13 protein-coding genes are annotated in these 17618 nt (G+C 46.1%); 2 read left to right on the plus strand and 11 right to left on the minus strand.

The window, feature by feature from the left end; genetic code table 11:
- Window positions 1-13 precede the first annotated feature (13 nt).
- The gene (locus Q1W14_RS17500) at window positions 14-1795 is read left to right on the plus strand and encodes a RagB/SusD family nutrient uptake outer membrane protein (protein WP_300703705.1); all 1782 of its coding nucleotides are present in this window, start codon (window positions 14-16) and stop codon (window positions 1793-1795) included.
- A gap of 79 nt (window positions 1796-1874) precedes the next feature.
- Here Q1W14_RS17500 and Q1W14_RS17505 read toward each other — a convergent pair whose 3' ends face one another.
- The 9 genes from Q1W14_RS17505 to epsC all read right to left on the minus strand — a co-directional run bounded on the left by Q1W14_RS17505 (window position 1875) and on the right by epsC (window position 12118).
- Window positions 1875-2648, minus strand: a complete 774-nt coding sequence (locus Q1W14_RS17505; RefSeq protein ID WP_300703707.1) for a metal ABC transporter ATP-binding protein — start codon at window positions 2646-2648, stop codon at window positions 1875-1877.
- Between the two features lie 29 nt (window positions 2649-2677).
- Complete coding sequence (locus tag Q1W14_RS17510) at window positions 2678-3604, minus strand: zinc ABC transporter substrate-binding protein (RefSeq protein WP_300703709.1); 927 nt, start codon at window positions 3602-3604, stop codon at window positions 2678-2680.
- A 47-nt stretch (window positions 3605-3651) separates the two neighbouring features.
- On the minus strand, window positions 3652-4305 hold the full coding sequence (mnmD, locus tag Q1W14_RS17515; protein WP_300703712.1) for a tRNA (5-methylaminomethyl-2-thiouridine)(34)-methyltransferase MnmD: 654 nt from the start codon (window positions 4303-4305) through the stop codon (window positions 3652-3654).
- Window positions 4306-4427: 122 nt separating this feature from the next.
- On the minus strand, window positions 4428-4904 hold the full coding sequence (locus tag Q1W14_RS17520) for a YqaA family protein (protein WP_300703714.1): 477 nt from the start codon (window positions 4902-4904) through the stop codon (window positions 4428-4430).
- Entirely contained in the window at window positions 4889-5887 is a 999-nt protein-coding gene (locus Q1W14_RS17525) for a hypothetical protein (protein WP_300703716.1), read from the minus strand. The genes Q1W14_RS17520 and Q1W14_RS17525 overlap by 16 nt, the downstream gene beginning before the upstream one ends.
- A 26-nt stretch (window positions 5888-5913) precedes the next feature.
- The gene (gene purD, locus Q1W14_RS17530; RefSeq protein WP_300703718.1) at window positions 5914-7188 is read right to left on the minus strand and encodes a phosphoribosylamine--glycine ligase; all 1275 of its coding nucleotides are present in this window, start codon (window positions 7186-7188) and stop codon (window positions 5914-5916) included.
- 49 nt (window positions 7189-7237) lie between these two features.
- A complete protein-coding gene (locus Q1W14_RS17535) occupies window positions 7238-9517 on the minus strand; it encodes a S9 family peptidase (protein WP_300703720.1) in 2280 nt (759 codons plus the stop codon).
- 105 nt (window positions 9518-9622) lie between these two features.
- Window positions 9623-11182 carry a THUMP domain-containing protein gene (locus Q1W14_RS17540; RefSeq protein WP_300703723.1) on the minus strand — a complete coding sequence of 520 codons (1560 nt, stop codon included), beginning with the start codon at window positions 11180-11182 and terminating at the stop codon, window positions 9623-9625.
- A 36-nt stretch (window positions 11183-11218) separates the two neighbouring features.
- A complete protein-coding gene (gene epsC / locus Q1W14_RS17545) occupies window positions 11219-12118 on the minus strand; it encodes a serine O-acetyltransferase EpsC (RefSeq protein ID WP_300703725.1) in 900 nt (299 codons plus the stop codon).
- Between the two features lie 175 nt (window positions 12119-12293).
- Between epsC and cysK the strand changes: the two genes are divergently transcribed.
- Window positions 12294-13241 carry a cysteine synthase A gene (gene cysK, locus Q1W14_RS17550; RefSeq protein ID WP_300703727.1) on the plus strand — a complete coding sequence of 316 codons (948 nt, stop codon included), beginning with the start codon at window positions 12294-12296 and terminating at the stop codon, window positions 13239-13241.
- A 178-nt stretch (window positions 13242-13419) separates the two neighbouring features.
- Here the strand turns inward: cysK and Q1W14_RS17555 are convergent, their stop codons facing one another.
- On the minus strand, window positions 13420-13896 hold the full coding sequence (locus tag Q1W14_RS17555) for a pyridoxamine 5'-phosphate oxidase family protein (RefSeq protein WP_300703730.1): 477 nt from the start codon (window positions 13894-13896) through the stop codon (window positions 13420-13422).
- A gap of 58 nt (window positions 13897-13954) precedes the next feature.
- The gene (locus tag Q1W14_RS17560; protein ID WP_300703733.1) at window positions 13955-17608 is read right to left on the minus strand and encodes a family 78 glycoside hydrolase catalytic domain; all 3654 of its coding nucleotides are present in this window, start codon (window positions 17606-17608) and stop codon (window positions 13955-13957) included.
- Window positions 17609-17618: the final 10 nt, after the last annotated feature.

The following is a 17618-nucleotide window of genomic DNA, read 5'->3' on the forward strand; positions in this document are numbered from 1 at the left end:
AGAACTCTGTGATATGAAAAAGATATTATTATTCCTTTATGCTGCGGCTGTTTCCTTGTGTGTGACAAGTTGCGCAGACTTTTTGGATACCGAGAATCTGGTTAAGAAAAACACTTCGAACTGTCCTACTAACAAAGACGAAGTAGATGAACTTCTGACTGGAGCCTATGCTCCCTTGTGGCAACTCTTCGGTGCCACCCATCCTTATCTGATGGATAATATGTTGTCCGGCGACTGCTTAGGCGGAGGCGGTGCAAGCGATACCAGCTTACCTATTTTCTTCCATCGCTATCAGAATACTACTGACTATGCCAACTCTTGGACAAAACTCTATATGGGTATTTACCGTTGCAATATGCTATTAAATAGCTTGGATTTGATAAAGTGGGAAGATACCGATTCCAGAAAGATAATAGAAGGAGAGGCTTACTACTTAAGAGGGATGTATTACTATTTTATGGCTGTAACATTCGGCACAGTACCTATCGTTACTACACCCGAACCACAGAATAACCCGAAAGCAAGCAGTGAAGAAATGTTCAAGCTCATTCTTTCAGACTTGGGCAAAGCCATTGAATTGTTGCCATCGAAAGTGCAACCTGTTTCTGAAATGGGACACGCTACCCGTTGGGCTGCCCAAGCGCTACAGGCTCGTGCTTATCTGTTTTACGATGGATATTATAAGAACAATCAGCGTCAGGACGTAGCTTTGAGAGAGGGAACGTTGACGAAGGCGAATGTTATATCCGGCTTGGACGATTGTATTAAGAATAGTGGTTACTCCCTATTGGGTGAGTTTCGTAATCAATGGCCGTATGCGGTTGATATACCCGAAGCTGATTATAAATATGCCAAGGATAACAAACTGCGTTGGGTAGGAGAAGAGGGTGCCAATACAGAGACTGTGTTTGCTGTGAAGTATTCCAGCACGGCAGGCTGGGCATCTCCCAATGCTCCGTATCTAGGAAATTCCTTTGCTTTGTTCCTGGGATTCCGTGGAATGACGCTGATGAACTTCGGCGGCGGTTACGGCATGTGTGGAGTGAATACTAACATGTGGAATGAATGGTCGGATAACGATATCCGCAAGCGTGGCAGTGTGCTGGATATTTATGATACGGAGAATGAAGGTGTGCCAGTAGACGGAGTCAACGTGCCCGCCGGTGAAAGCGGATTCAGACTGGGTGGATGGGAAGCCATGCAGGAGACGGGTTATTTCATTAAGAAATACTTCCCGGTTAATGTACGCATGACCAATTCCAGTGGAAATAAAGTCATTTGTAACTATAGTTGTCCTCTTTACGGTCGCGAACCGAATTACCAGTTGGACAATACGCAGGACTGGGTCGTTATTCGTTTTGCCGACGTGTTGTTAATGCACTCTGAGTTGTCGCAGACCACAGACGGCATAAACAAGGTGCGTGCCCGTGTAGGACTGGAACCGATTGCAGCTTATACCGATGAAGCGCTGCGTAACGAGCGTCGTTGGGAGCTGGCATTCGAGGGGCTAAGGTATCAGGATATGATGCGTTGGTATGGACAAGATGCCGGTAAGGAAATTCAGAAAACGTTGCGTGGTTGTAAGATTTACAATAATGCTATGGCGACCACTATTGACGGAACTCCGCTGGCAAGTAATGCGTTCGATGCAAAGTGCAAACAATACTTTGAGGATATTGATAAACGCTATCGCGAGACTGGTGGTTTTATGCAGATTCCTAATAATGAGATTTTACTGTCTAATGGTGTATTGGTACAGAATAAAGGATGGGAGACATCTGCTGCTGCTTTCTAATTTAGGAAAAAGAGGATAACAAAGCGAGGGAAGTTTATTCATACTAAGATGATTAAACTTCCCTCTTTCATGTTTGGTATTATTCATGAGAGTGTTTATGCTCTCCTAGTATTCTGTGTGGTAATGCTCCATGACCTAACAATTCTATTGGACATTGGAAGTTGCGCTCCAACCACTCGCCTGTAACGCCTGCATCGGGATGATAATCCAGTGTCTCGTTGACACAAGCTATCGACTTTACTTGCTGCAATACCGTACCGATGTCGTGGCTGACAAGGATAATGGCGCAATCCTTATTAATCTCGGCTAATAGCTCGTAGAGTCGTGCTTCAAATCGTTTGTCGATGTAGGTACTGGGTTCATCGAGTATAACGACTTCCGGGTCGGAGATAATGGCACGGCCCAGTAAAGCACGTTGAAGTTGACCGCCACTTAAAGCCCCGATGGCACGATCTTCCAAACCATCCAATCCCATGCGGGCTATCACCTCGTGAGCCTTTTCACGCAGTTCGGCAGAGAAACGCGAGGTAAGAGATTTCTTGCAGCTCAATCCTGATAAGATAACCTCTTCGACTGTGATGGGGAATTTACGGTCAATAGTATTGTATTGTGGCAGATAACCCATGGTGAATTGAGAATGGGCTGCGCGGCTGGAGTGGAAAATCACTTCTCCGGCTGTAGGTTTCAATAGACCCAGAATACATTTTATCAAGGTCGTCTTTCCTCCACCATTCGGACCGATGATGCCCAGAAAGTCGCGTTGGTAAACGGTCAGGTTTACATCACGCAATACGGTACGACCATCGTAGCCGGCACTGAGATTCTTTATTTCAATAATCGGGTTGGCATCCATTAGGTTATACGGTTTTAGTATCTACATTTCTACTTTTTAGAATCCGGCTTTATCAGTGCCTTTGCTGTATTCAGCATCTCTGTGTTCCAGTCGTAGGCAAGCGGATTGATGGGGATAACTTCTGTTCCAGTCTGCTGAGCTATAAGGTCGGCATTGCGGCGGTCGAACTCCGGTTGCACGAAGATGATGCGTACTTTCTCTTGTTTGCAAGTGTTTATCAGCTCTTTCAAGTGGGAGGGAGAAGGCTCTTTTCCTCCGGCTTCGATAGGAATCTGGTGCAGGTTATAATCACGGGCAAAGTAAGAGAGCGCCGGATGATATATCATAAAGGCGTGGTCGGCAGCCGGGTTTGCAAGTAATGTTTGGATGAGGCTGTCGGTTTGTTCTATCTGCCTGCAAAGCTTGTTGTAACGCTCCACATACAATGTTTCGTTGGGTTTGTCTATAGTGCACAAGGCAGTTAGTATATTTCGGGCAATGATCTGTGCATTGGTTGCGGAATTCCAGATATGTGGCTCTACACCACCGGCATGATGATGCACATCTCCTGACTCTTTTCCGTCGCCATCGTGGTGTATATGGGGATGGGAATTATCATAAATAAGGTCTACTCCCTGTGATGTATCAAAGAATTGCAGATGGGGGGCATTGTCAGTTAGTTTGTCTATCCAGGTTTGTTCAAAACCGATGTGGCCGATACGGAAGTAAGCTTTGCTCTTGGCAAGGTCGATGAGTTGCTGCGGGGTGGGATCGTAAGTCTCCGGACTGGAACCTTTGGGCACCATGCTCACAACGGTAAACTGATCTCCTGCAATGGCTTCGGTGAAGTAACGCAAAGGGTCGATAGTGACCGTGATAATGGGTTTGTCATCATCGCTTTTGGCTTGCTGGGTTCCTGCTTGTTTACAAGAAACGGTCAGGAGGGCTATAAGGAGGAATAAATATTTCTTTTTCATCTGTTCGTTCTCAAATTAATGTTTTCGTTCTTAGTTTCTTCTATGTTTTAGTCTTTGGTTGCGCGGAGTATCTCACGTTTTCCTCCCGGAGGGCCGGGAAGACGCTCTACTTTGAACCCTACAGCTTGTAGCATACGGCGAATCGTGCCTTTGGCACAGTAGGTAGTCATTACTCCGCCGGTGTTCATACTCGCGTATAGATTACGGAAGAGCTGTTCGTCCCACATTTCAGGCTGCTTTTCGGGTGCAAAGGCATCGAAGTATATAACATCGAAAGAGTGGTTAGTGTTTAGTGATAAGTGATTTGTTGCGTCGGCCTGTATCTTTCTTAAAGTGAAATAAGGGGTGATTGCTACGTCTTCTTCCCAAGGCACAGTGTGCAGAGTTTTGAATAGCGGATTGTTGCTGTATCCAAGTGCATCTACTTCTTCCCAAGTTAGGGGGTATAGCTCGATGCCGATATAATGAACAGGGCGTTGCTCCCTTTCGGCAGCTTCGAGGGTGAGTAGGGCGTTCAGGCCGGTGCCGAAACCGATTTCGAGTAAGCACGGTTCGGCAGCAGTCACAGCTTTCAGCCCCATATCGATAAAGATATGCTGCGATTCTGTACGTGCCCCCTTTACTGAATGGTAATGTTCATTCAGTTCCGGTACAAACAATGTTGCGCTTCCGTCTTCGGTTTTTTCTATGATTCGTTCCATTTATTTATTCTACAATCCGGATGTATATATCCAACGGTCTGGAAGTATATATCCAGCGTGCTGCATCTATATGTCCAACGCGTTGGAAGTATACATCCAACAACGCTCTCATATAGAGATGATTACACAAATACTGAAATTGCCCCTTGCAGCGCCAGTAACATAAGGATGTATCGTACTAACTTTCCTACAAACATGGATGTGGTAGTCAGCAGTACGTTACTCCGCATAAAACCCAGCGCTATGGCGATAGCTTCGCCCACAAAAGGCAAAAAGGCGAAAAAGGCCATCAATGCACCTTTCCCTTTCAGGAAATGCTGCATCTTCTCTATCTTCTCTTTTTTGACCTTGAAATACTTCTCAATCCAGTCTATCTTGCCCAAGTGCCCCATGTAGTAGCACGTCATACCACCTATCGTATTACCCAGAGTGGCGGCAAGCACACAAAGTGCGGGGCTTAGTCCGACCTTTACCAGCGCTATCATCACCAGCTCGGAGCTGAACGGAATAATACTTCCCGCCAACAAAGCGGAGATGAATAGTCCAAGATATCCCCAGTCTATCAGCAATTGAATCAGAGTGTCTACAAAAGCGTCCATATATTAAATCCGAATAAAAGAAACAGCCCTACAAGTGCACATATAAAGAATAGGTTGGATGTACGGCTATTAGTTAATACAAATAAGTGTCCTGCAAGGATGCTGACGCCAATCAGCAAGATAGGTAGCAGGTGGACGCCTAGCTCAGGCTGTAGTCCGATATATACAAAGATACAGAAGTTCAGGAATATCAGGAAATGCAGGTAACTGCGTGTGCGTATCTTGTCTTCGTATCCTGCTGCCAGGCAATGTCCGGAACTGGCAATGAACAGGACTAACAGATATCCGATAGTTGCCATTTCCCAAGGCTGGTAGCTGAAGTGGATAGGCGTAAAGGTCACTAATTCCTGAAATGGCTGATAAAATAACTCTATCTGCCCGTAATAGAATGCATGTCCCAAAAGGAACCAGTAAGGGAGACTCCAACCTATCAGTGAGGCAAAGAAACTCTTCGGATGAAGCGACTGGAAGTTATAGGCTCCAATCCAGAAGATGGGCACAAAAAACATAAGCTGGGGAAATAGTATGCTACCTATTCCTAGGAAAACAAAAGCATGGAACAGACAACCTGACGGTCGTGTCTGCTGGTAACTCTTAAACAGGAAAAATATGGCAATGAGGAAAGCGACGGCAGCCAGGTCTCCTGCATATAATAGATGTATGCTGGGACAAACGGATATCAGCAGAAAGTAGATAGCTGTCTGCACCGAGGCACGCATACGGATCAGAGCAAATGAATTGTTCAGTTCAATCAGGAAATAACCGACGATGCTGTAAAAGATAAAACTGCAAAATCGACTTGCCCAAGTGGGAATACAGAAGTCACTGATTGACTTCCAAAGCGGATAGTTATCTTGTTGAGCTTTCAGGTCGGGTAACAGAACGGCAGTCAGTATCCAGCAGGCTACTGAAATAAGGATTGCGATGGGAAGCGTCAGGCGACCCGCCGCAATCTGGTTCTGAAATCGTTTATTTCTTGGCATCTGATAGAGAATTCCTCGTTCTTTATTTATAAATCAAATCCGATGTCGCGACGGAAGTATTTCTTGTCGTAATCTATCATTCCGGCTACCCGGTAGCTCTTGGCAAGCGCTTCTTCTTTGGTTTCACCGTAGGAGCATACGGCAATGACGCGTCCGCCGTTGGTCACTATATTGCCGTCCTTCTCGGCGGTTCCGGCATGGAACAGGATGCTGTCGGTTCCGGCAGCTTGTTCGAAGCCGGTCATAACCTTGCCTTTCTCGTAAGCTTCGGGGTAACCGCCGCTTACCAGCATAACGCAGGCTGCTACACGCGGGTCAAGTTCCATTGTGCGTTGGTCGAGATTACCTTGGGCGGCGCCTTGCAGAAGTTCTACAAAGTCGCTCTTGATGCGCAGCATGACACTTTCCGTTTCCGGGTCGCCCATGCGGACGTTGTATTCTATAACCATCGGTTCGTTCTTCACGTTGATGAGTCCCAGGAAGATGAAGCCTTGATAAACGATTTTTTCTTCCAGCAAACCGTTGATGGTAGGTTCGATGATGCGTGTACGGACTTTCTCCATAAACACTTCATCGGCAAAAGGTACGGGGGTAACGCTACCCATACCACCAGTGTTGAGTCCTTTGTCTCCTTCGCCGATGCGCTTGTAGTCTTTGGCTACGGGAAGTACTTTATAGTTCTTTCCATCCGAAAGTACGAATACGGAACACTCGATGCCGCTGAGGAATTCTTCAATGACTACCGTTGCACTGGCGTCGCCGAACATGCCGCTAAGCATTTCTTTCAGTTCATGTTGTGCTTCTTCCAGCGTGGGGAGGATAAGTACCCCCTTGCCGGCGCACAGTCCGTCAGCTTTCAGTACGTATGGAGCTTCGAGGGTTTTGAGGAAGTCCAAACCTTCTTGCAGTGTGGCAGCGGTCACACTCTTGTAACGGGCGGTAGGGATGTTGTGGCGTTCCATGAACTGCTTGGCAAATTCCTTGCTACCTTCCAGTTGTGCACCTTCGGCGGTAGGACCTACGATGTCGATGTGGCTGCATGCAGCATCGCCTTTGAAGGAATTAGTAATACCTTGCACTAGCGGGTCTTCGGGACCTACAACAATCATGTCAATCTTCTGCTCAAGAGCGAAGGCTTTCAGTGCGGGGAAGTCGGTAGCTTTGATGGCTACGTTCTCGCCTACTGCGCTTGTTCCGGCATTTCCGGGAGCGATATATAGCTTTTCTACTTTCGGACTTTGGGCAATTTTCCATGCCATGGCGTGCTCGCGGCCGCCTGAACCTAATAATAATACTTTCATGGTTTGTTATATTTATATTTTGTTTCTTTAGCTAATCACTAACCACTAATCACTTACTCAAATAGTCTTCGAAGTAACGTGTTATCTTTTCATGCAGATGCACACGGTCGCGTCCGCTTACGTTGTGCTTATGCGTGGGGTAGATAAATAAGTCGGGATAGGTGCGTGCATCTACACAGGCTTTCATAAAGGAAAGAGTATGTTGGGGCACACAGGTATCGTCATGGTCGTCGTGTATAATAAGCAGGTGTCCTTTCAGGTTTCCGGCAAGGTTCTTCAGGTTCGATTGCTGGTAGCCATCGGGATTGCTTTCCGGGGTGTCCATGTAGCGTTCACCGTACATTATTTCGTAGTAACTCCAGTCGATGACGGGGCCTCCGGCTACGCCTACTTTGAAGATTTCGGGGTAGCGCAGCATCAATGCCGTTGTCATGTGTCCGCCAAAGCTCCAGCCATGTACGCCGATGCGGTCACCGTCGATATAAGGTTGGGCTTTTAAGAATTCTACACCTTTCACTTGGTCTTTGCCCTCTTCGATGCCGAGCTGGCGGAAGGTGGCGTTCTCAAATTCCAATCCACGGTTATCACTGCCCCGGTTATCGAGGGTGAACATGATGTAACCTTTGTTTGCCATGTAGATGTCCCAACCACGGACGTTATACATCCAACTGCCCGTTACCATTTGGGCTTTGGGACCACCGTACACATAGATGATAGCGGGATATTTCTTTGTAGGGTCAAAGTCGGCGGGCTTCACCATGCGGTAGTATAAATCGGTTTTTCCATCAGCAGCCTTGATGGTGCCTACTTCGATGGAGGGCATCGTGAGACCTTCGTATTGATCTTTGGCTGTCAGCAGGTTGATGCTCTTCCCGTTCTTTACGGTGATAAGGTCGATACTGCGTGGCATCTCCGGTGAAGAATAATTGTCTATAAGGTAATGCCCCGATGCCGAAAGCTGTGCGCTGTGTACGCCGGTGCCGTTGTCCAACGGGGTGATTTTGCCATTACTGATGCTTACCTTATATATATTGCTTTGCAGGGGAGATTCTTTGGTAGCGGTAAAGATGATTTCTTTCTTTGTGGTATTGAAGCCTAACACATCTTTCACAAGCCAGGGACCTTGTGTCAGTTGTGTCACGTTCTGACGCTGAAAATAGGTTCCTCCGTTTTGGCTGCCGTATGTCTCACCTTTCATGTCGTTGGTTTTCACGTCGAAAAGATACAGGTGATTGTATCCGTCGCGTTGGCTCTGATAAATGAATTTACTGCTGTCCCAAGGCAGGAAGATGATGGGATGCTGAGGTTCTACATACTTAGGATGTCTTTCTTCGTAAATCTCGCCCATCAATTCGCCGGTTTCTGCATTGTATTGGCATAGTTTGGCGTGGTTCTGGTCGCGGTTCAATTCTATCAGGTAGATAGTTTTGCCGTCGGGTGCCCAACTGATATTAGTGAAGTAACGATCTTTCGGGTCTCCTGCATCCAGATAGACAGTCTTTTGCGTTGCGGGGTTGTATACACCTACTTTTACTTGATGGCTCAGCATGCCCGCCATTGGGTAACGGACTTTATCGACTACCGCAATTCTTTGAGTGATGTCTACCAGAGGATAGGGTGTCACCATACTTTCATTCATGCGATAGAAAGCGAGTAAATCACCCTTCGGACTCCAGAATGTTCCTTTGGAGATACCGAATTCATTGCGATGTACCGACTGTCCGCAAACGATGCCTTCAGGTTCGTTGGTTACTTGAAGCATGCTTCCGTTATCGGTCATTACGTAGAGATTATTGCCTATAGTATAGGCTAAGTGGCGACTTACTTCATTCCAGTCCTCATTGGCAGCCTTCTCAGGAATAGGTTGGCTCCAGATGATTTCCTTTTTCTTCCAGTCGATGATAGCGCGGTTCTTCCCGGTGTTTACCAAGATAAGCGGATCTATCTGTAACAGTATTCCTTCAATTACGGGGCGTTGCTGGTTTAGAGATTGTGTCTTGGAGAAATTGGAGAGCTTGCCAAGTCCTTTTTCTTCCAGTAACTTGTTGGCTTCTTCCAAGGTGATTGCAGTGAACGTATTGCCTGCTTTTGCTCCTACTCCATTCACGGTCCAAGTTCCCTCGATACGTTCTGCACCCAGCTCCAGACATGCAGCGTCGGCATACCATTGATACTGTTTATTGTCGGTCTTGCGATAAGTATCTCCACCCGGAATGAGGTCTTCCAAAGTCGGCTTTTTCGTTTCTTGTGCCATAACGTTTGTTGTAAATAGGGTGGGCACTGCCAATAGCAGTACTGCAATACCTTTATTTATTTTCTTCACGTTCATTCTCTTTGATTATTAGCTATTTTACTTGAGGTCGCAATTTGCGACCTCAAACAGACTGCCAGAAAGTTTGCTTAACAACTGGTCGCAATTTGCGGCTAGTTCGCCTTATTCCTCTTCCTTCTTCCCAGCTTCTCTTCTCTTTCTTTCCGGATAAGTTTCTGCTTTCGGTCTGCGCTCTCCACCAAACTCCCGTTTCTCACCACTGAATTCTCTCCGCTCACGAGGTTTGAACTCTCTACGTTCGCCATCGGCAGGTCTACGGAACTCACCACGAGGCTTGAATTCGCGCTTCTCGCCATCCTTGAACTCGCGTCTTTCCCTAGGCTTGAATTCACGCTTTTCACCATCTTTGAACTCTCTCGGTCTGCGATCACCGCTGAATTCTCTCGGTTTACGGTCTCCGTTAAATTCCCGGCGTTCTCTGGGTCTGAACTCTCTGCGTTCTCCTCTTTCTCCGCGTTCGCCCGATGCAGGTCTGAACTCTTTACGTTCCTTATTCAGTTCATCTCCTCCGTCACGAAACTCCTTGTACTTTCCATCAAAGATTTCATACTGGCGGAATTCACATTCCAATGCACCATTAAACAAAGGGATCTTCTGAGTCGGTTTTAAACCGATTTGGTCGAAACATTCTTCGCGATATGAAAGAATCCAGGCAGTATTACCTGTAAAAGCATGTTTCAAGCGTTCACCTATCATGGAGTACAAACCCAACAAATCGTTTGTTGAAATACGTTCTCCGTATGGTGGATTCATAATGATGATGGACTTTTTAGCCGGCTGTTCAAACTGCTGGAAAGGCTGTAATTTAAGTACTACATCTTTGCTGACGCCTGCTGCTTTTATATTATTTATGGCTATTTCGTTTGCTTTCGGGCTATTGTCATAACCATATATCTTATGTTCGAATTCACGTTCCTGGCTATCGTCATTGTAGATTGTGTCGAACAAGTCCTGATCGAAATCAATCCATTTCTCGAAAGCGAACTCCTTGCGGAATACTCCCGGAGAGATATTACGGGCAATCAGAGCGGCTTCAACAGGGATAGTACCTGAACCACACATCGGATCTATCAAATCACATTCACCCTTCCAACCGGTCATCAAAATCATACCTGCTGCCAGTACTTCGTTCAAAGGTGCTTCTACTGCTTCCTGGCGATAACCGCGGCGATGCAGTGATTCACCCGAAGAGTCGAGCGAGAGCGTACATTTCGTTTCTGCAATATGGATGTTCAACAATACATCCGGCTTGCTGATGCGAACGGAGGGACGCTTTTCATATTTCTCGCGGAAATAGTCCACAATAGCGTCTTTCACTTTGTAAGAGACGAACTTGGAATGGCGGAACTCTTCACTGAATACCACAGCATCGATTGCAAAGGTTCTATCAGTATCTAAATAATCTTCCCAGTGGATGGCTTTAATCTGCTCGTAAACTTCATCAGCGTCTTTGGCTTTGAAATGCTTGATGGGTTTCAGGATACGGATGGCAGTACGCAGGCAGAAGTTTGCTTTGTACATCATTTCTTTGTCACCACTGAAAGACACCATACGACGTCCTATTTCAATGTCATTGGCTCCTAGTGAGGTTAGTTCTTGTGCCAGTACCTCTTCCAATCCTTGGAAGGTTTTGGCAATCATTTCAAATGGTTGTTCGCTCATTTAATAATTTACTATTTGACTATTTACTAATATTCTCTATTTCTTTGCTTTTGTCTGCACGATTCTTGCTCCGGCAGGTACGTCTTCTGTTACCCAGATATTACCTCCCACGGTTGCGTCACGTCCTATGACGATGCGTCCCAATATGGTGGCATTGGAGTAGATAATGACATTATCCTCCAATATCGGATGGCGTGGAATACCTTTTATCGGCTTTCCGTCCTGATCTAGCGGGAAACTCTTGGCACCTAATGTTACTCCCTGATACAACTTCACATGATTGCCGATGATACAAGTTTCGCCAATTACCACACCTGTACCATGGTCGATGGTAAAATGACTTCCGATTTCAGCACCCGGATGTATATCAATTCCGGTTTCGCTGTGAGCCATTTCGGAAATGATGCGTGGAATAAGAGGAACTCCCAAACGGAGCAACTCATGTGCAATTCGATAATTACTGATGGCTCGAATAGCAGGGTAACAGCTGATAACCTCCCCGAACGAATGAGCAGCGGGGTCACCGTTGTAGGCCGCTTCCACATCTGTAGCAAGAATGCGTCTCATGGCGGGCAAGTGGCTGATGAATTTGGCGGCGAGCAATGCAGCTTCTTCCCGTTGCATCTCTGTGCAGCTTCTGCATTCGCCATCGCTGCCGAAACAGAGTCCGGCAAGGATTTGCTCAGTTAGTAAGTCGAATAAACGTTCAACATTAACACCGATATGATAAGTCACTGTACGACTGTTGACCGTAGAATTTCCAAAATATCCGGGGAAGATGATGGCACGTGCCAGTTCGATGATGTCGCATAAGGCTTTGGCCGAAGGCAGCGGGTTGCCATCCGTGTGCTGGTGAAACAGTCCTTTATAAGATTCGCTTTCCGATAGCTCATCGACTGCCTGTGTCAAGATGTGGGTAAAGTTGAGTGGACTCATTTATGATATCCTTAAGTTTTTTAAAGTGGCTACAAAGGTATAAAATAGTCGTCAAATATCCTACATATCCCTCATTTATAGTATGGATTTACCATATTTATGGTATTTTCCCTGAACTAATTTCATGCTACTTTTGTCGTATCAGAAAATAGTAAATTTAAAAACCATATAAGTTATGAAGAAAATAGCAAAACGCCTTACTGATTTAGTAGGCAATACTCCTCTGTTGGAGCTTAACAATTATAACGCAAAGAAGGAACTGAAAGCCCATGTCATAGCCAAGTTGGAATATTTCAACCCCGCCGGTAGCGTGAAAGATCGCATCGCTCTTGCCTTGATAGAAGATGCCGAAGCGAAAGGACTACTGAAACCCGGCGTTGTCATCATAGAACCCACTAGCGGCAATACCGGTGTGGGACTTGCCTTTGTAGCCGCCTCCAAAGGTTATAAACTAATACTGACTATGCCCGACACTATGAGCCTGGAACGTCGTAATCTTTTAAAAGCCTTGGGCGCAGAACTTATCTTAACTCCGGGTGCCGATGGCATGAAAGGCGCCATCGCCCGTGCAGAAGAACTGAAAGCGGCTCATCCCGGCTCACTGATTCTGCAACAATTTGATAACCCCGCCAATCCCGCTATTCACGAGCGTACTACCGGGCAGGAGATATGGCGTGATACGGATGGGCAGGTGGATATCTTTGTTGCTGGTGTAGGTACCGGCGGAACAGTGAGCGGGGTAGGAGCTGCTTTGAAGAAACTTAATCCGAAGGTGAAAATTGTTGCTGTAGAACCGGAGGCTTCTCCCGTTCTTTCGGGTGGAAAACCAAGTCCGCACAAAATTCAGGGTATCGGTGCGGGCTTTATCCCTAAGAATTACAATAGTGCCGTAGTAGATGAAATCTTGCAGGTATCCAATGACGATGCCATTCGTGCAGGTCGTGAATTGGCAAAAGATGAAGGCTTACTTGTGGGCATTTCTTCGGGCGCTGCCGTCAGCGCTGCTACCCGATTGGCTAGGCTGCCCGAGAATGAAGGTAAAACGATTGTTGTATTATTGCCGGATACAGGGGAGCGATATCTCTCGACACTGCTCTATGCGTTTGAGGAATATCCGCTGTAATCAGTAGGTATTGATCTTGCGAAAGCTAATCATCGTACTCGTATGGTTTAAGAGATAAGAATGCCACGTTTTATTCTTTCCACCATGAGAAACTATCTCCACGGTGGAAAGAATAAAACGTGGCATCGGAACGACTTAATTGTCGCAAGGAAAGTGGTTAGGAGATGCGGCAAAAAGCTTAGAGTTCACTAGGTCGTAGTCCGAAGGATAGGCAACTCATTTCCTCTACCCGTACTTCCCATATTTTCACATTGCGTACGGCCGGTTCGGCATATCCGCATTCATTCTCGGTATATTGTTTCATTAGTATATCGAGTATCCGTCGCTTTTCGTCCATATCTTCGATGAAGCGCACTTTGCCGCGGCAGGTGACGCTGCGCGACTTCATGCTGTAGCTGCATGCCACTTGCCGGTGCATATATACCAGCTCGTGTCCTTCGCAGAAGTTGATGCAGACTTGCGGATGGTGTGTAACCATTTCTACTTTACCCCCTTCGGGGCCTGAATGCAGGTAAATGACTCCTTCACAATAAGCGAAGTTCATAGGCACTAAATAGGGGTTGCCCTCACGGTCGGTAATTCCAACCGTGCAGTAAGGACATTTGCGAATAATTTCCTCAATCTGGGCAGGGTCTGTAATGGTAATTGTCTTCATGTTGTGACAAAGTTACGCAACTTTCCTAATGTATACAATGGGTAAGGTCATTTTCCTTTCAATTTCTGATTGTGACACTTTTTCCTTCCTCTATATTGAACTCAAAGGAACCGGCTGTTAACTCATATTCAGCAACTGCAACATTGAAGTGAGTTGTTTTTCTGATAAACTTCACACCTGGTGCTGAGTCAAATTTGTCTGTTGACAGAGTAACGGGTAGAAAGAGTGTGGCTGTTGTATTGGCTGGTACGGTTGCCTTGTAACTCAGCATTGTACCTCGCCCGTCGGCAGTCCAGGCGCTGCGTATAATTCCATAATTAGAGTTGTAGCTACCGGATAAAGAGGTGTAGTTTGCTCCGGCACTCGGTTGAAGAATGAAATGCTTGTACCCTTGTTCCCCTCCGGTAATACCCAGTTGGTATTCGTACATCCATTGCCCTACAGCACCTAAAGCAAAGTGGTTGAAGGAATTCATGTGGTTTTCGTTCTTCTCGCCAAATGCTACCTCGTAACCGTTCCATCGTTCCCAAATGGAAGTAGCTCCTTTGGTTACGGGATAGAGCCACGATGTGAAATCGGTGCATGTAAACATGCGGAATGCTTGCTCTGTGCGTCCACTTCGGCTGAGGGCGGGAAGAATGTTGGGTGTGCCCGAAAAACCGGTGGTAATTGTATATGCAGGGAACTTCTTCTCGCCCAAACCGCTTGCCGACGGATTAGCGGCAAGTTCAGCCAAATAAGCCTCTGCCTTAGGCTGGTTCACTGCATCGAAGCAGTTGAAACTGAGTGGGGTGGCATACGAGGACTGTGAATGGATAAGAGTGCCGTCAACAGCTTTTGTTTTGCCGGTTTCAGGATTTACATAAGCCTTGTTCCATTCGGCTTTTGCTAGCGCATGACGTTTGCGGAGGATGTCAGCATAATCTGCCCTACCGATAGCATCTGCCATTCGGGCTGTGAGTTCCATCATGTAGATATAAATGGCATTGTTCACCAGATCAGCCGGAGTTCGTTCGTCCATTGCCAGCCAGTCGGCCAATCCGGTTGTTTTGTCTGAAAGATGCGGATAGGTTTCACTGAAATCATAAAAATCCATACCATTGAGCCAGTTCATCATCGGTTCGATGTTTTCTTCTATGATTTGTGTATTGCCATATTGACTGTAAAGTTGCCAGGGAACCATACAAATAGCTGCTCCCCAAGTGGTGCCGTCGGCAAAGTTGGTGTCATCCGTTTGATTGTAAGTTGGCACGGTGCTGCCTATACCGCCCGGTGCTTCTGTAGCGCTTCCAATTCCCTGATCGGCACGGAGAGACATCATCCATTGGCGGAAGAAGTTCATTACATCCGAGTTGTAAGTGGCGGTTCGTGTGTAAGCTTGGGCGTCACCGGTCCATCCCATGCGCTCGTTGCGTTGCGGGCAGTCGGTAGGAATGGTGAAGAAGTTACCAAGCTGGCTGCGTTGGATATTTTTGAATAGTTGGTTGACCAGTCCGGCTGTTTTATTTCCGTCACTGGTGGTTGCTTCGTAAGTACCGGTCGATATTTCATCGGACGAAAGTACCAGACCTTTTATGTTTTCGAGGGGTAAAGCACCTTTGTGGCTGGGGAGGGTGATTTGAATGTATTGATAACCACGGTAAGTTGTGCTGGGCTGTATAACTACCGCATCACTGTTTTTGGCAGTATAGAAATCAGTGACCAATGCGGCGCGTAGCGTTTCGTAAAGTGGTCTGCCTGCTATATTTTTGCCTTTACTTCCGTAAGTATCGATATAATACTTTTCGTCTCCCTTAAAACCGGGATAGAGTTGTTCTGCATAACGGAGAATGACAGTGTCACCTGCTTTCAACCACCCTGCAGGAATACTGATAGAGGGAACACCCACCATGTTGACTCCCATATTATAAATGTAGGTATATTGGTCTCTGCTATGTGCAGGCATTTGCTTGATGGCTGTAAGAGTTTCACGTACTTTCACTGGCGAATCGTAACGTGCATGGATGTCGAAATGAATCCAATCGCGCCACGCTATGGGATCGGCTTTCTTCCATTCTTCATCCTTAAAGGCTGTGGTATTCCAACCTATGATACCGGTTTCCTTGTTGGCGTCATAGCGTTCACCATTGAAGAAACTACCATAACGTACAGGACCGTCATTGTATGCTTTCCAAGAATTCGGATTAGAAACAATTACTTGTTTGCTGCCATCCTCATAAGTAATGACTAATTTAGCCAATAGAGCTTCGTTATCACCAAAGAAGTTGAAGTTGCTGATAGTGAATGTCATATAGCCGATGTACCATGCCGGATTGAGTTGTGCGGCTATACAGTTCATTCCGTTATCTACCAAGTTCGTTACATCGTAAGCATGATACCCTAGAATCTCTCTGAACTGACTATCGCCGGGAGCAAACCAATCTTCACCTATACGTTTACCATTGATAAACATTTCATAAGCACCCATTGCTGTGGCATATAGTTTGGCTTTCTTTATTTTCTTGGTCAGGTTGAAGGTAGATCGTAGCATGGTCAACGCTCCATGACTGGGGTCGGCGTAACCTATTGTTGCTTTACTTGCAGGGTTGCTGACTACAATCTTGTTGCCGAGCACTTTCGTGTTTGGTATTTCTTTGAAAGCGGCGTAGTGTCTTTCATCGAAAGCAATGTTACTTATGCTGTGTCCGCAGTTTTTTATTTGATAGTCAGTATATACCACTTCACATTCGGGCATGGCGGCAAAACCTACCGAGCAGAGATTGGGTAATGTGTTATAGTCGTGTGTATTCCCCCAGGGACCTATTTGAAAACGTGTGGCGTTGCGTACTTTCAGGTTCGAATTACCTACTGAGAAACCCGAGGAGAAAGCATGATATTGTGTGGGAACGCTCAATACGTCTTTATTATCAATAACGAAATAGATGTTGCTGTTTTCAATAAAGAGCGAAAATGTATGCTCTGCTCCTTTGTTTTCGCTTGTGAAGATTTCATTGATATTGGTTTGTGGAAAGTTGGCTGCCGAAAGGCTGATAAAAGGGCTATCAGCCCGGTCGTTCTTAGCATAACCTACACGATAGATATTTAATATTGCTCCTTGTGGGCTGCCTACTCCTGAAAGGTCTATTTCCACACGGACATAGTTCTCTCCTGCCAGGTTATCAGGGTTCTGAAAAGCATCTGCCAACCGGAAATCGTTTGCTCCCAGAATAAGAGAAGCTTTATTGCCTTTTTGCAACTGAAACTTGGTGGAGATCTCAAAATAGTTGTGCGAAGCGGCATCCAGTGAAATAGCCTTCGAGCCGATGAACTGCGCCCCTTCCCATGCTGCAATCGTTGGATTCATCAGTCCGGTTTCAAAGCGGGATGCTTCTGTATAGGCTTTATTGTTTACATCCCAAACAGTTACTTCCCATGAATATCCGGTTTCTGGTTGTAACGCCAAACCAAGATATTTAATGTTGTTTGAGATACCCGATTCTACTTTTCCGCTATTCCATACCATGCGGTTATCGCTTTCGCGGGTGACGATAATCTGATAAGCTTTTTGCTCTTGTCCGGTAAGATCCGAGAGTATTTGCCAACTAAATAGGGGGCGGGCATCTTCGATAACAAGGGGTTCTTTGATGCCTTGCACGCGAAGATTGGAAATGGAGGTCATAGCGTTCATTGATGCTGCCCAGTACAGTATCAGCAGGAAGTATATTTTTCTCATGATAGAATAT

Origin of the sequence: Bacteroides sp. (assembly GCF_030151085.1) — a bacterium.
Classification (GTDB): Bacteria; Bacteroidota; Bacteroidia; order Bacteroidales; family Bacteroidaceae; genus Bacteroides.